The following is a 16,121-nucleotide window of genomic DNA, read 5'->3' as shown; positions in this document are numbered from 1 at the left end:
GGGTTTTTTGTTTTTTACCCTCCTAATATATCTAAATAAAAGCAAAGAAAATGTGTCCATTTCATGGTCCATTTTTTCTAACTACATTTTGGACACAAAAACATATATATAATGTTGATATTCAATGTTTTAACCTAATATCTTTTGCTTTTTTTTGATGCTTTTTAGCTAATGAAATGTGTCTATTTTTATAAGGAAATCATAATTCAATTCAATTTACTTTAAACTATATTAACTATGCGTTCTCAAAACACCTTCAGTATCTTATTTTTCGTAAAGAAACACCGTGTTTCTAAGGGAGAGGTTCCCATTTATGTACGTATCACAGTGAATGGTAACCGTGTAGATTTGTCAATCAAAAGAAAAGTATTATTGGATCGCTGGGATGAAAGAAGGGGGCTAGCCAAAGGAAATAAACAAGACATTAAAAGCTTGAATATCTATTTAGAACAAGTAAGAAACCAATTGTTCGATTGCCATCATCAAATTGAAAAAGAAAGGAAGCTACTTACTGCTGAGGCTATTAAAAATCGTTATATCGGGCGCGATGAAAGAGGTAAAACACTGAAAGAATTAATTGAATATCATAATGAAGAAATGAAGGATGAGCTAGCTTGGGGCACTCGGAAAAACTATTACACCACTCAACGATATGTTTATGAATTTCTTATGAAAAAATTAAATACCTCAGACCTGTATCTTGATGAGTTAAATTACAAATTCATTAAGGATTTTGAAAAGTACATTAAAAATCGGATTCCGGATGGTCATCAAAAACCCTGTACTCAAAACGGGGCAATGAAACATATTGAAAGGTTAAAAAAAATGGTCAATCTTGCAGTCAAAGAAGAATGGTTAGATAAAGATCCTTTTATAAAGTTTAAACTCAAATTTGAAAAGAAAGAAAGAGGGTTTTTATCACAAGCAGAGCTACTTAGGATTGCAAATAAGCATTTCAATATTGAACGACTAGAGCAGACGCGTGATATATTTATCTTTTGTTGTTACACTGGTTTATCATATGCAGATGCATATCATTTAACATCACAAAGTATTGTGATAGGATTGGATAGGAAGTTATGGATACACGGAAAACGGAAGAAGTCCGGCGAACAATATAAAGTGCCTTTATTACCTATTGCAAAAGGCATTGTGGAAAAGTATCAGGATCATCCAATGACGAGGGTAACTGGAAAAGTTCTACCAGTTTATACAAACCAAAAGACAAATGCTTACCTTAAAGAGATTGCAGTTTTGTGTCAGGTTAAAAAGAACCTCACTTTTCATTTGGCTCGCCATACTTTTGCCACCACTGTGACTTTAGCCAATGGTGTTCCTATAGAGTCTGTGAGTAAAATGTTAGGGCATACTAGTCTACGTACGACTCAGGTATACGCAAAAGTAGTAGAACAGAAACTCAGTGAGGATATGGGTAAATTAGAGGCAAAATTAAATATTGATAACGATGATGACTCTTATGAAATACAAGGATCAGCTTAAATGGTTATACTACAAAATATTCTAAAATACTATGCTAGGAGTGCAGCAGGATAAATATCCTGCCTTTAAACTCTTAGATTTTATTAATTTAGATTATTTTTGTTCAACACAGAAATCGCTTCTAGGCCGTGTTGACATATAGTGTTAAAGTTAAGAACTTTGACTAGAAAGTGTATGCGGAGATATGAGTTACTCGAAGATCAATGGCTAAAGATTGCTCCCCTTTTACCGGGTAAAGAAACTGATCCTGGCAGAATGGCTGATATTCACCTCTTTGTTCATGCAGTTCTTTGGATTGCACGTAGTGGGGCACCATGGCGAGATTTGCCTGAGCGGTACGTTGAATGGAACAGCGTATATGTGCGTTTTAACCGATGGGCTAAGAAAGGAGTGTGGAAGCAGGTGTTTGAAGAATTACAAGAGCCTGATTTAGATTGGATTATGACTGATAGTACTGTGGTGCGTTTCCATCACCATTCAGCCGGCCAAAAAAAGTAGCCGACAGGGAGACGAAGCTATAGGGAAGAGCAAAGGAGGTAAAAGTACTAAAGTATACGCTAGTGTAGACGCGTTAGGGAATCCTCGGCGGCTTATTTTGACACCGGGATAAGCTCATGATGTGCGTACCGCTCCGGCTTTAATTAGTGGAGAAGCTACCGAGGCAGTGATTGCTGATAAAGCCTATGACAGCGACGAGTTTCTGTCCTTGATCGTTCAAATGGGAGCAGAGGCGGTGATTCCCCCGAAGGCTAACCGAGTGAAACAGCGGAAATATGACGAAAATTTATATGCTGACCGTAACAAAGTTGAACGTTTCTATAACAAAGCCTAGCAATACAGAAGATTAGCAACTCGTTACGAAAAAACCGCATGTAACTACTTGGCTTTCTGGCATATAGCGAGTAGCGTCATACTAACTCTATAATTGAATGTCAACACTGCCGAATACCAATGACTAATCATGTAGGGAGGTGTAAGCTCATACCGGAAAGCAGAAATTTTTATGCAATAGTTTTGAGGCATATTTCGTGGAGTATGATCAGGAATGCTTCATTGTGGAATGATCTATCACTTTAGCGATATTTTCCACTACTAAGTCTTATTTCATTGGCATTATCACCTTGCGAAAAACCTACATCATTACGCATTTCTCTAATCATGGCACCAAAGGCTCTTACGTCAAAATCTGACTGAATCATTGATATTTGTGTAGTGTGATAAACTTATATGCTTAACAATTTTCCGAAGTATATTTATATCTTATTTGATGAGGGTTATTTTTTTAGAAAAAATCACGAAGTCTATCAGGAATGATTAGAGTATTTAAGTTAGTAGAGCAGTTTCATATTTTTGTAGAAGGTCTATTTCCAGAAGACTGTATAAATATTGATAACGCAGCTAAATTGATAGGCCATCACTTACTGATAATAAATAAATCTGAGAGAGACCTTTATATTAGGAATTTCTTTATCAAGCAGTCCGAAAAGTTTGGAATACGAGAGCCTGGTAAAGAAGAGTCAAGCCATATAGCAAAATTCATTCAAAAAGTGCTTCATAATCTGCCAAATGAGGCAAATACAATAAACCCTAGAATAGTAAAATACCTGTATGAATTCTCAGATAATGATGCTCAAAGGATTTTGGATCATGTTAAATTTAATAACTTCTTATCCAGTCATGTGCTGCTTACCGAAATCTTAGAAAGTGGAAAGCTTAAGGTTAAAACGATAGATAGTTTGATAGAATTATTAGGTGAAAGAAGAATTGAGATAATAGTAGTCAGATATAAAAATTCCCCAAGAAGATTTATTTCTAAAGGAGACTATAAGAGATTAGTAGTGTAGTAAATTTCTCATAACTGCTTAAAGTTTTAAGACTACCTCATAATACTTTTCCTTTTTGTAACAAGTACTAATTAAAAACTTACTGGCTTAAGATGAGTGGATTAAGGCAAGGAGAAAGCGTTAGCCATTAATACTCAAACTTTTGGAAAAAAAGAGTAATGAATAACTATTCCAGTTTATTATTATATTTTTTTAATTTGCACATACACTGCTAACTCCAATACTAACCTTTGAATGGAGCTTATCAATACCATAAATCTAATATGGATAGTATTTTTTATCCCAATTCTCTCACTTGTAACTATTGATAGGATTAATACTTTTAAAGTGAAAAGAGCGCTGAGGCAGGGGAAGCAGGAGGAGTATTATTAGTCAATCTACCTCATTCTCGTATCAAGGCGTACTCTTAAAAAAGGGAAGGTCAGATAGTTAAGTGATAAAGATGTTACATTTTCTTTAAATCCTGTATCTTTATTTTTTAAAAATTTCATAGCTAGGGGAGGGGCATTCATTAAACCGCTAGTTATAATTTTTATACGTCATCCCACAATAACCAACTTCCTTCTTAACATTTAAGCGATTACTGCCTTTGGACAATTAGATTTGAAAAATTGCAATTAGAGCTGATTATAATTTTCTGATCTATTCCATGTTTGTATATTCATATTGCTATTTAACCAAACAGATTGTAAACTGCATGCTGTATTAAGACATATTTTTGTTAAATTTTAAAATGAATATGTTGCCAAACGCAGAGCATGAAATTTGGGACCGCTTCAAAGAAGGGGACAGAAAAGCGTTTGAGCAGATCTACAACACTCATTTTTCTTCCCTTTACAACTATGGCTTCAGGTTTTGCGGAAACTCACCACAGGCCAAAGATGCAGTACATCAGCTGTTCGTTAAACTCTGGGATCATAAAGAAAAACTAAGTACACCGGTATCGGTGCGCCACTATCTTATCAAGTCATTGAGGAATATTCTGCTGGATCACTTTAAGACCGATATCTGCTACAAGGCTTTGGATGCTGGGGATACTAATTTTTCAGAACAAGCCAGTGAATTTTTGCTGATTCAAGAAAACATCTCAGATGTACAACATCAGCAACTCAGGAAAGCGATCAGTACTTTAACAAAAAGGCAGCGGGAAGCTATTTATCTTAAATTTTTTGAAAACCTTTCTTACGATGAAGTCTCGTCTGCGATGTCATTGACAGTAAACTCAGTCTATAATCTGATCTCAAAGGCTATTGAAGTGTTGAGAAAGAACACCCCTTATGTAAATCTTATGCTACTCTTTTCCCTAATGAGCTAATTCATTTCCTTATTCCCATAGCTTAGTATTAATGTATTTCTCCTTTTGTTAGATATTTTTCAACTATCAATTCATTTTCTTGTAATGATTGAAAAAGTGATAAAATAGTTGAAAAATAATGGTGAGAAAAGAGTGCTTCTCCAGTATTGATCATAAAAGAGAAAGGATCACCTTTTATAGCGCTTAAAAGCATGAACAATTATCAGCATTACGAAGCCAAGGATTTTGTGATGGATGAATCATTCCAAAGCTGGATTCAGAAAAAAGATCCTGCTGCAAGTCACTTTTGGGAGGAGTGGATGATTACACATCCAGAGAAGCAGGAAGAGATAGAGAAAGCAGCTGAAATACTAAGTATGCTTTCCAGCGAGAAAGATCTCGCCGATCATCAGGATCAAGCAGAAATTTGGGGAAAGATCCAACACTCGGTGTCACAAGCTGAAAGCACGGAAAGAAAGCAAGTTACATTCAAGTGGTACTACGCAGCGGCAAGCATTGCACTGATCATCCTTGCTGCGTTGGGATATTGGACATTACGACAACAAGAGGAGAAAGTGTATGTTTCTACAGGTTTTGGAGAAACACGCAGTATCATACTTCCGGATAGTACTTCAGTTACACTGAATGCCAATTCCAGTCTCTCCTATATTTCCGATTGGCAGGAGGCTGGGAAAAATAGAGCAGTATGGATAGAAGGGGAGGGTTTCTTTGATGTTTCTCACCGTAATGGGCAAAAGTTTATTGTACATACCTCGCAAGCAGCTGTAGAAGTATTGGGAACCCGGTTCAATGTTTCTGAAAGAAGGGGTAGTACTGAAGTGATATTGAGTTCAGGGAAAGTAGCGCTACATGTACAAGAGGAGAAAGTATTGATGGAGCCGGGTGAGCAGGTCAGCTATGATACAAATTCCAGGCAGATTGAGAAGAAGATAGTTAATCCTGAACTGCTTACCTCATGGAGAAATAATGAGTTAATTTTTGAGGCTACACCATTGTCAGAAATAGCAATTTTGCTGGAAGACAATTATGGTTATCAGGTCATATTTGAAGAAGAAAGCATAGAAGCCTTGCTGTTTAGTGGTACGATCAGTGCCCAAAAAATTAACCTGTTGTTAGAAGCATTGTCTGAAACGCATCAAATCCAAATTACTCAACAAGATGATACATTGACATTTAAAAAATAAATATCCAATAATCTAACAACCTAAAACTATGATTCACCTTATTACACAAGGTGCCAGGGGAAAGCTATATCTTCCTGGCATGATGATACTTCTTTGTCTATTGATTTTTGAAGGAGGATTTGTACAGGCTCAGGACGCAGCAGGAGATTCCGATGAGCTATCTAACATAAAAGTATTCGCATTTGCTCCTGAACAAGGCAAGAAACAAGACCTCAAACTTGTGCTTAAAGAACTGGAGCATGAATATGAAGTTCGTTTTTACTTTGATCCCACACTTCTTGAAGGTAAAACGGCAAATTCACAGTTGGAAAAAGCTGATCTGGAAACTAAACTCACCTCTCTTTTAACTCCACTGGAATTGGTTTTTAAAAAATTAGATGATGCATCTTATGTCATCAGGCAAAAAAATGAAGAACATATTCTTCCAAAAATGAAGACCAAGGAACCAGAAAATTCCGAGGTTTTGGAAAGAATAGGTAGAAAGCAATTATCCATGCTGGAATCAATAAAAGTTGTGGAACAAACCATAAGTGGCAAAGTTGAAGATGGAGAGAGCGGAGAGCCGCTCCCCGGAGTTAATGTTCTTGCTAAAGGTACTACTTCGGGAACCGTCACTGATATTAATGGAAACTATAGGCTTTCAGTAGGTGATGATGTGACTACGCTGGTCTTTTCATCTATCGGATATTTATCTGAAGAGGTAGAGATCAATGAGCGAGCAACTATCAACGTATCTTTGATGCCGGATGTGCAATCATTAGACGAGATAGTAGTCGTTGGATACGGTACACAACAGAAATCTGATATGACAGGATCTGTAGGATCTGTTGATAAAGAAGTATTTCAGAAACTTTCTCCGACCAACCTCCAGCAAGGACTGGCAGGAAGAGTATCTGGGGTCAATGTTACGCAAAATTCCGGTCGTCCGGGAGGCAGACCTACGATCAGAATCCGTGGAAATTCCTCAATCACCGGTTCAAACGATCCTCTCTATGTAATTGATGGTGTTATCTTACCGGTTACTAATCTATCCAATGGCACTTCCCCCATTGATTTTTTAGATCCCGGGAATATTGAATCTGTTGAAGTGCTTAAAGATGCTTCGGCTACTGCTATTTATGGAGCACGTGCTGCCAATGGGGTAGTCTTGGTAACTACCAGATCAGCTAATCGGGGTACGAGCAGGCTTACGTATGATGGTACATTCAGCGTTGGTAAATTGCGCTCCAAACTAGATTTATTAAACGCCGAAGAATTTTTAATGGTTGAAGATATTGCCTACCTGAATGCTGAAAAGTACGGATTAGTAGCCAGCGCAGTAGACCCTGCTACCAAAAGAACAGACCCACGACTTTTTGATGCCGCCGGCAACCCTTTATATGATACAGACTGGCAGGAAGAAGGATTCCGAACAGCCATTAGTAATAGCCACAACTTATCCTATTCGGGTGGAGATGAGACCAATACATTCGCGGTGAGCCTTGGCTATCGTAATCAGGAGGGTATACTGCTGACATCTTCTTTGAAACGTTTTTCAGGACGCTTGATGGTTGACACTGAGATCAAAGAGTGGTTGACAACCGGGGCATCCGTTAATATTAGTGTGCAGAATGAAAGTCAGCCCAGAGCAGTAGGTTCAGGAGGAATTAGTCCTACCCGATCGGTATTACAAGCCCTTCCGATCACTCCGGTAAGATATCCTGATGGAAGTTTTGGAAGAACATTGGATTACCCGGGTATGGAAGGAGGAGCCCAGCCGGTACGATTGGTCAATGAAACCAAGCGGCTACTGAATGGTGTCAATACCGTTGGAAACGCATATACTAATATTAAGCTGGCAGAAGGGCTGGAGCTTAGGTCTACGGTAGGGGTTAGTCTTATTGACCAGGAGGTAAACTACTATGCTGGCCATGACCTTCAATTTATTTCAGAAAATGGCACTGCCTCAACATCAGATGAACGACATACTTCCTGGCAGTTTGAAAATTATCTGACATATAACACTCATTTAGCAGATAAACATTCTCTAACAGGTTTGTTAGGTACATCCTGGCAACGAGTTAATACCTTCTCCACTTCTGCATCCGCCGAGAATTTTATAGATGACTACTTTGAGTTTAACAATTTAGGGATCGCTTCAAATCCCAGACCTCCAGCTTCCAATGCGAGCGCATACAGCCTCAACTCCTATTTTGCCAGATTAAACTATACCATAGATAGTAAGTATCTCTTTACCCTTACTGGTCGGATGGACGGTTCTTCTCGCTTCTCGGAAGATAATCAATATGCTTTTTTCCCCTCTGGTGCCATAGGTTGGAGAATATCAGAGGAAAATTTTATGCAAAACGTTTCATTCATTTCTAATCTGAAGTTGCGCTCAAGTTATGGGATAACTGGAAACTCGGAAATACCCAATTATCGTACGGTGGCTGGTTTGGGTAACTACTCCTATATCATCAACGGCGAACGCGTATCGGGCATTGGTTTGGATAGAATGGCCAATCCTGATCTCAAATGGGAAAAGAATAGTCAGTTTGATTTTGGTATTGAAGTGGGTTTGTTGAATGGAAGGATATCAATTGAAGGGGATATCTACTACAAACGGGCTGATGATATGTTGCTGAATGCTCCTGTACCAGCAACGAGCGCCTATAATACTGTCATCCGTAATATTGGAAGTATGGAGAATCGTGGGGTTGAGTTTGCTTTAAGAACATCCAATATTGTAAAAGACGATTTTAGCTGGAGCACGATCTTTAATATTTCAATGAACCGAAATAAAGTGTTGAACCTTACCGGAGGTCAGGACATAATCCAGGGAGGTAACCCAGTGACGGGCAACCGAATTATCCGAGAAGGAGAGCCTATCAACTCTTTTTATGGCTTTGTTCAGCTAGGTACTTGGAACACTGACCAAACTGATGAAGCAGCCTCTTATAATCGCCTTCCTGGTGATATCAGATATCAGGACATCAACAATGATGGAGCAATCAACGAGCAGGATCGGGTCATTATTGGTAACGGTCTGCCCGATGGATACGGGGCCTTTATCAATACTTTAAATTACAAAAACTTTGAATTAATGTTGGATATACAGTTCATGTACGGAAATGATGTGTCCTACGGAACTAAAGCTACTTCTCAGGACCGAACAGGTATTACCAACGTGTTTGCCGAAGTATTGAATGCCTGGACACCAGATAACCAGGATACCTTTGTACCTGAAATCAGGCCCACAGCTGCCTATCGTGATCGCCAGACCTCTACAGGAAGGATTTATGACGGATCCTTCATCAGAGGTCGCAATCTGATGCTGGCCTATAGTATCCCTTCCAACACAATAAACAGATGGGGGCTTAGCAGTGTAAGAGTTCAGGCTTCACTACAGAACTTTTTCGTAATCACAGATTATCCTGGCTATGATCCAGAAGTATCGTCTTCAACTGAGAATTTTGCTCAGGGGGTAGATTTATACAGCTACCCTAAGCCAAGGGTTTTTCAGTTAGGACTCAATATAGGCCTCTAATTTCTTACTCAATTCTAAAGCTATAAAATCATGGAAATATCAAAGTTTACAAATCTGTGGCTACTTTGCGGAATGTTGCTTACTGGGACAGCCTGTGAAAGTTTTCTCAGCGAAAACGACCCTTCTAATTTTAATACTGATAATTATTTCACCAAAGCTTCGCATGCGGAGTCTATCGTCTATGCTACCTACCAGAGTCTGTATCCGGTGCATACTGGACAATCCTGGCTAATCACAGAATTACGTACAGGGGCAGCCAATTCTTCTTTTTCAGCAAACGGTGGATTTCCCAGTTTTCAGATTGTAAGGAGCCTGGATATGAGTGCGGACCATCCTTCGGTTGAGAATATCTGGGATAGCCATTATCAGGGAATTGGCAATGCTAATATGGCAATTTTACGTATTCCCGGCATCACGATGGATGAAACTCAGAAAAGTAGGTTATTAGGTGAAGCACATTTTTTACGAGCCTACTTTTATTTTAACCTGGCAAGAATTTTTGGAGACGTTCCTTTAATCTTGCAACCCGTTGATTTGAGTAGTCCTGATTTGAATCCGAGCCGCGCATCCGTAGAAGAAGTTTATGAATTAATAGTAGAGGACTTGACAATGGCCGAAGAATCGGGATTGCCCTTTAATGATGACAGTGGTAAGGTTACTTTAGGAGCAGTAAAATCTTTAATGACAGATGTGTATATAACGATGGCGGGTTATCCCCTTCAGATGGGAGCGGAATACTATACATTGGCCAGAGATAAGGCCAAAGAAGTCATTGACGCTCAGGAATATTCTTTATTTGATTCGTATGATGCTTTCCGACAGAAGGCCTATGACAACACCGGGGAGTATATTTTTATGGTACAATTTGATGAACTGGATCAGCCTTCTGACGCGCTACAGATTGGCCTGCCTCCCTTTAAACTGGGCGTGTCTGCCTATTCTTCAGAGCAGGGTTTTACTTATGCACAACCGGAATTTGTTGAGTCATATGAAAACGGAGATCAGCGGGCTGAAGAAGGCGTATTCTTCTTTACAAAATACACCTCAGAATCAAGCAGAACTGATACTGTAGAGTTTGGAAACTACTACAACTATAAGTTCTTTGACGAGAATGCTCACCTCAACACGGCTCAGTCAGGACTTAACTGGCAAATCATTCGCTATGCAGATGTGCTGCTGGATTATGCGGAAGCTTCTAATGAATTATCCGGTCCTACACCCGAAGCCTACGAGGTAGTGAACCAAATCAGGAGAAGGGCTGGCATTCCCGCGCTTGCAGGGCTAGATCAAGCCAGCTTTAGAGAGGCATTATGGAAAGAACGTTGGCACGAACAGTATTTTGAAGGCGAGATATGGTTTGACATGGTACGAACCAGAAAAGCATTTGACTATGTCAACGGACAGTTTAATGACTACGTAGGACATGCTTTTGTAGATGATAAGGTTTTAGAAGAGCGCGACCTCTTATTCCCGATACCTACGCCTGAAATAAGAAACAATCCTAATCTTGAACAAAACCTTGGATATTAACAGCATCCTTACGCTAATTAATTCTCAAAGCCTATGAAATTACACAGCGCAGTATTCACTGCTTTAGCAATACTTTTTTTTATTACGAACACAGCAAGTGGAGGGGAGCTTACTCCTCCCAAATCTTCTGACAAACCTAATGTGATTATCATCATCACAGATGATCAGGGCTATGGTGACATTGGTTTTCACGGTAATGAAACTATTAAAACACCTACAATAGACCAATTTTTTCAGAAATCGGTATATGCGAGTAACTTTCATGTGTCACCAACCTGCTCACCTACGCGCGGAGCCCTTATGACGGGACGCTATACCAACCGGGTGGGTCCCTGGCATACAATTGCCGGCAGAAGTTTCCTTTTTGAAGATGAAAAAATACTATCCCAGATTTTTGCTGAAAATGGCTATGCTACCGGCATGTTTGGAAAATGGCACCTCGGAGATAATTATCCATTCAGACCCGAGGACCGGGGGTTCCAGGAAGTGGTAAGGCACGGGGGAGGAGGGATCACCCAAGGGCCAGACTACTGGGGCAATAACTACTTTGACGATACCTACTGGCATAATGGTGAGCTACAAAAGTATGAAGGCTACTGTACCGATGTGTTTTTTGATGAAAGCATGAAGTTTATTGAGGCTAATCAGGGTCAACCATTTTTCAGCTATATTGCTCTTAATGCTGCACATGGCCCTTTCCATGTACCTGAGGAGTATTATAATATGTATAAGGATGAAGGACAGCTGCTGGAAAGGCAAAAACGTTTTTATGGCATGATCACAAATGTTGATGATAACCTGAAGCGTTTGGAACAGAAGCTTAACGAACTGGAATTGTATGATAATACAATATTAATCTTCATGACCGACAATGGTACTGCAGCAGGTTATTCAACAAGAGATGGGCAGGAGTACGGTTATAATGCAGGACTCCGAGGCACCAAAGGAAGTGAGTATGATGGGGGACATAGAGTGCCTTTTGCTATCCGTTGGAAGGGAGGAGGTATTGAGGGCAACCAAGAAATTGACCAATTACTTGCCCATATAGATCTTTTACCTACACTTGTGGACCTGGCTGGCCTTTCCTGGACAGAAACTAAGGAGATAGATGGTAAAAGCTTTGCTCCATTACTGCGTGGAGAGGAAAAAGACTGGAATCAGCGCACATTGATTGTTGACTCTCAGCGCACTCTCAACCTTGTGAAATGGAGAAAATCAGCAGTGATGGATGAAAACTGGCGGCTGGTGAACGGAGAAGAGCTTTATAATATTCGTAAAGACTTAGGTCAAAAAAATAATGTAGCTACTGAAAATCCTGAAGTGGTAGCCCGTCTTCGGGAAAGTTATAATGCATGGTGGACCTCATTGCAAGAGCAAAAAATCAATCAACGCTATGCGTACATAAAGGCCGGAAGTTCGTTTGAAAACCCGCTTCGTATAAGTGCTCATGATATGCACATCTATCCTTACAAAAATGCCTGGCACCAGCATGGGGCTCTGGAGGCGGTAAGTGGTACCGGGATCTTAAAACTTGAGATTATTACTAAAGGCACATATAGAATAAGTCTTAGGCGTTATCCTCGCGAAAGTGGTCTGGCTATCAACCAAAATGTTCCTGCAAAAGAAGGTTCTCTAGAAATTAATCAGCCCATGCCAGCCAGCAATAATGAGATTAACATAGAAGAAGCTATCCTTTATCTGGCTGATATTAGTGAAAGTAAACCGATTGAGGGGCAGGAAGAAGAAATCACATTTGAAAAGTATATACCTGCTGGAAAATATGATATGACAGCCATGCTTAGAGATGAAGTGGGCAGATTGTATCCTTCATATTACGTTTACATTGAAAAAATTGATGAATACTAGTTTTTTTGGATTGCGTAGTGCCTTGTTGGGGAGAAATTTTCCCCTCTTTTTGTCATTTGTATTGTCCCTTTTCTTATATGCCTGTCAGTCCGAGACCGTAGAAAATAAGAAAAGGCCGAATATCGTATTCTTGATGGCGGATGACCAACGGGCAGATGCTTTTGGGTTTATGGGTAACCCACATGTTATTACCCCAAACTTAGACAGTTTGGCATCAGATGGTTTAGTGTTTGAAAACGCATATCATGTGGCTCCTATTTGTATGCCTAGCCGTTCTTCAGTGATGACTGGGCAATATTTAGGTACTCACCGGTCGGGGTTTGATCGCCCAACCAATTATATCATCACTGAGGATGAATTTAGCAGCACTTATCCGGCACTTTTACGTGAGCATGGGTATTATACCGGATTTATCGGAAAATTTGGTTTTGCGGTAGGGAAAGAGGAGAAGATTAAAAATCAGAATTTTCAGGATGAACCGGAGTATATGCCTACCCATCACTTTGATGTTTGGAACGGTTTTCCGGGACAGGGAAGCTATTACCCCAAAGGTGGCAAGTTTAATGGTTATCAAAACCAGTGGAATGCTTCACATCTGACAGAGTTTATGGGGTATCAGGCAATAGAGTTTTTTAGAAAAGCACAAGATAGCGGAAAGCCTTTTTGTCTGTCCATAAGTTTTAAAGCTCCCCATGCTCCCTTTAGTCCTGCTGAAGAATTCAGAAAAAAGTATAATGGCAAGAAAATTCCCCGAATGGTAAATGATGTACCTGAATACTATGCAAAATTGCCTGAAGTAGTGAAAGAAAAAAGCCGCAATGCCCGCTGGTATTTTGGGAGGACCGAAGATTATTACGGTCAGCATGTAGGCTACCGGCATGATTGGCACATTGAAGTAGACAGTATATACCAGGAATTTATTAAAAACTATTACGCGCTTATCTCAGGTATTGATAATACAGTAGGTAGAATACGCGCTGAACTCAAACAATTAGGTTTGGACCAAAATACCATTATCATTTACACCTCTGACAATGGTTTTTTTGCTGGTTCCAGGCAACTGATGGGAAAAGCATTACTTTATGAAGAATCGGTCAAAGCCCCTATGATAGTATTTGACCCTGCTTTACCAAAAAAGGATGAGCTAAGAAGAGAAAACGGACTTATTTCTCACGTTGACATTGCTCCTTCAATACTGGATATAGCCGGAATTAAAATTCCTGAAAATTATCCTGGAACCAGCTTCATGCCTATCGTGCACCAGGAACAGCACACAATTCATGATGCGGTTTATGGTGAAAATAATTATGATGATAATTATCCAATTGCAACAGAAGTAGAACATCCGGAAGAATATCAATCCATACGCTCAAAATTTGTCATCACACCTGAGTATAAGTATATCAGATACCACGAAAATCATCCTGTGGTTGAACAACTTTATAAGATAGGAGCAGACTCCCTTGAGGAGCATAATATTATAGATGAACCGGATTATGAAGATATAGCAAGAGAATTAAGGAGTAAGTTAAATGACTTTGAAAAAAAGTACGTTAAGTCTGAAATTGAGGTGAAGTAGAATACAGTCTAAAAAATTAATAATTAACTGTCATTACCGCTCCTAAAATATTTATTATGAAATCCATTCCTCTACCAGAATATATTAGGTCAACAGGAGAAATGAGATCTTAATTAGTAATTTAACGCATTTAGGGATAGGGTAGAGGTTGGTTAACATATAAGCGATTATTGCACTTTACGTAATTCTTACTCAAATACATTAGGCTTTTAACCCTACAATCCCACATGTCAAAAGCCATACTCAACTATCTGCTCTTCTACTTGTGCGTCAATCCCATCATTCATTGGATAGGAGGGGAGTAGTCTCAGGATTACCTGATCGGCATTGAGTACTGAATAGCCCACATCATAACAAAAGTAGAAGGCTTTGCCTGATATGATCCTTCGGGAAGTATGATACTGAGCATCAAAGCCTTTTTGCAGCAGCATTTGCTTATCTATCACCGGAAAAGTTTGAGGATCATCTTTTATGAAAGAAAGCAGCACTCTATGGTTAGTGAGCAGCTGTTGATTGACTTTTCTGATCAAAGCATTTCTAGCGACTTTGTGATGATTATGAAAATTGGCCCTACAGGCGTCAGAACAGAATTTCTTATCCGCTCTGCCTTGGATAGGTTTATGGCAGATGGCACAAGTCTTGGATACAGCCAATTATTAGTCGTTTGTAAACGTATAGCGAAATATACGTTTAAAAGGCTATACGCTTACAAACGTTTACAAACATTTATAGTCGTATCTAATCGAAAGCTATGATTCAGCAATGGTTTTAAGTGCTTAGTTTAGTGGTTATGGATCAGATACTGTCTCAGGTAGCATTAAGATTGGAGCAGATGAACTATAGCCCAAGTACGAAGAAGACCTATATAGGCATGTTAAGGCTATTTCTGGGCTATTTTCCAAGCCAGGATTTAAGGAGTTTGGAAGAAGAGCAGATCAGGGCGTTTTTGGTAGAATCCTGTCAGGGTAAATCACTTTCCTATCAGAACCAGCTCATCAATTCTATAAAGTGCTCCACACCGGATATTATTACGAGCAAATCCTAAAACGTCCCCGGACTTATTATCAGATAGATCGCCCCAGAAAAGAATACCGTTTACCGGTGGTCTTATCCAAGCATGAAGTTGGAGCTATACTGAAGCAGGTAAGGAATAGAAAACATCATGCAATTCTGTCCACCATTTATGCCTCTGGTTTAAGAATCTCAGAAGTAATAAGGCTTAAAATCAAGGATATAGACTCCAAACGGATGGTATTAGTGGTAAGACAAGGTAAAGGTAAAAAGGACCGCCAGGTGCCGCTTTCCAAGCATCTCCTGCAAGAACTCCGTACTTACTATCAGGAGTATCAACCCAAGGATTACCTGTTTGAGGGTGAAAAGGGAGGGGCCTACAGTAAAAGTAGCATTCAGCAGATCTTCAGAAGAGCCAAAAAAGCAGTGGGAATTCAGAAAAAAGCCACTGTCCATACGCTTCGTCATAGCTACGCGACCCACCTGCTAGAATCCGGAACCGACTTAAGGATGATCCAGGTATTATTGGGTCACAACAGCGTCAAAACTACGGAAATCTATACGCACGTAAGCCAAAGATACATTCAGTCGGTAGTGAGCCCATTTGATACCCTATCTTGTGATGTAAAAGAGGAAAACCTATATTGTAAATAAACACAACTCCGGTGTGTTTATTCGGATGTTAGGGGCTATTCCCCACATCAAGAAACTCGATTAATTTCTTGAGCTAACGATACGCACATAATCATTCTTGAATTATCTTGTA

Annotated in this window: 14 protein-coding genes; 12 read left to right on the top strand and 2 right to left on the bottom strand. The window is 39.5% G+C overall.

The genetic code is table 11. From position 1 onward, the window contains the following. The first annotated feature begins 237 nt into the window (after positions 1-237). The 3 genes from WJR50_RS21580 (at position 238) to WJR50_RS21570 (ending at position 2,332) form a co-directional block, all read left to right on the top strand. Positions 238-1,500, top strand: a complete 1,263-nt coding sequence (locus WJR50_RS21580) for a site-specific integrase (RefSeq protein ID WP_341295401.1) — start codon at positions 238-240, stop codon at positions 1,498-1,500. A gap of 159 nt (positions 1,501-1,659) precedes the next feature. Then, positions 1,660-1,998 (top strand): IS5 family transposase, encoded by a 339-nt coding sequence (locus WJR50_RS21575; protein ID WP_341295400.1) that lies wholly within the window; start codon positions 1,660-1,662, stop codon positions 1,996-1,998. A 121-nt stretch (positions 1,999-2,119) separates the two neighbouring features. Continuing rightward, complete coding sequence (locus WJR50_RS21570) at positions 2,120-2,332, top strand: hypothetical protein (RefSeq protein ID WP_341295399.1); 213 nt, start codon at positions 2,120-2,122, stop codon at positions 2,330-2,332. A gap of 241 nt (positions 2,333-2,573) precedes the next feature. Here WJR50_RS21570 and WJR50_RS21565 read toward each other — a convergent pair whose 3' ends face one another. Beyond that, positions 2,574-2,699 (bottom strand): hypothetical protein, encoded by a 126-nt coding sequence (locus tag WJR50_RS21565; protein WP_341295398.1) that lies wholly within the window; start codon positions 2,697-2,699, stop codon positions 2,574-2,576. Positions 2,700-2,810: 111 nt separating this feature from the next. On the opposite strand from WJR50_RS21565, the gene WJR50_RS21560 reads away from it, so the two are divergent. From WJR50_RS21560 to WJR50_RS21530, 7 genes are all read left to right on the top strand, one after another. Continuing rightward, the gene (locus WJR50_RS21560) at positions 2,811-3,344 is read left to right on the top strand and encodes a hypothetical protein (protein WP_341295397.1); all 534 of its coding nucleotides are present in this window, start codon (positions 2,811-2,813) and stop codon (positions 3,342-3,344) included. A 739-nt stretch (positions 3,345-4,083) separates the two neighbouring features. Continuing rightward, on the top strand, positions 4,084-4,659 hold the full coding sequence (locus tag WJR50_RS21555; RefSeq protein WP_341295396.1) for an RNA polymerase sigma factor: 576 nt from the start codon (positions 4,084-4,086) through the stop codon (positions 4,657-4,659). 191 nt (positions 4,660-4,850) lie between these two features. After that, on the top strand, positions 4,851-5,843 hold the full coding sequence (locus tag WJR50_RS21550) for a FecR family protein (protein WP_341295395.1): 993 nt from the start codon (positions 4,851-4,853) through the stop codon (positions 5,841-5,843). A 28-nt stretch (positions 5,844-5,871) separates the two neighbouring features. After that, on the top strand, positions 5,872-9,369 hold the full coding sequence (locus WJR50_RS21545; protein ID WP_341295394.1) for a SusC/RagA family TonB-linked outer membrane protein: 3,498 nt from the start codon (positions 5,872-5,874) through the stop codon (positions 9,367-9,369). A 30-nt stretch (positions 9,370-9,399) separates the two neighbouring features. Continuing rightward, positions 9,400-10,899 (top strand): RagB/SusD family nutrient uptake outer membrane protein, encoded by a 1,500-nt coding sequence (locus WJR50_RS21540; protein ID WP_341295393.1) that lies wholly within the window; start codon positions 9,400-9,402, stop codon positions 10,897-10,899. Positions 10,900-10,932: 33 nt separating this feature from the next. Further along, positions 10,933-12,765 (top strand): arylsulfatase, encoded by a 1,833-nt coding sequence (locus tag WJR50_RS21535; RefSeq protein WP_341295392.1) that lies wholly within the window; start codon positions 10,933-10,935, stop codon positions 12,763-12,765. Continuing rightward, positions 12,755-14,344 (top strand): sulfatase-like hydrolase/transferase, encoded by a 1,590-nt coding sequence (locus tag WJR50_RS21530; RefSeq protein ID WP_341295391.1) that lies wholly within the window; start codon positions 12,755-12,757, stop codon positions 14,342-14,344. Before WJR50_RS21535 ends, WJR50_RS21530 begins: the two co-directional genes overlap by 11 nt. Positions 14,345-14,574: 230 nt before the next feature. Here the strand turns inward: WJR50_RS21530 and WJR50_RS21525 are convergent, their stop codons facing one another. Continuing rightward, positions 14,575-14,997 (bottom strand): DUF2116 family Zn-ribbon domain-containing protein, encoded by a 423-nt coding sequence (locus WJR50_RS21525; RefSeq protein ID WP_341295390.1) that lies wholly within the window; start codon positions 14,995-14,997, stop codon positions 14,575-14,577. 137 nt (positions 14,998-15,134) lie between these two features. Between WJR50_RS21525 and WJR50_RS21520 the strand changes: the two genes are divergently transcribed. Continuing rightward, positions 15,135-15,389, top strand: a complete 255-nt coding sequence (locus WJR50_RS21520) for a phage integrase N-terminal SAM-like domain-containing protein (protein ID WP_341295389.1) — start codon at positions 15,135-15,137, stop codon at positions 15,387-15,389. After that, complete coding sequence (locus WJR50_RS21515) at positions 15,353-16,009, top strand: phage lytic cycle repressor MrpR family protein (RefSeq protein WP_341295388.1); 657 nt, start codon at positions 15,353-15,355, stop codon at positions 16,007-16,009. Before WJR50_RS21520 ends, WJR50_RS21515 begins: the two co-directional genes overlap by 37 nt. Positions 16,010-16,121 lie beyond the last annotated feature (112 nt).

This window comes from Catalinimonas locisalis (assembly GCF_038039535.1).
GTDB lineage: Bacteria > Bacteroidota > Bacteroidia > Cytophagales > Cyclobacteriaceae > Catalinimonas.
This window is presented reverse-complemented; position numbering and strand designations above follow the sequence as displayed.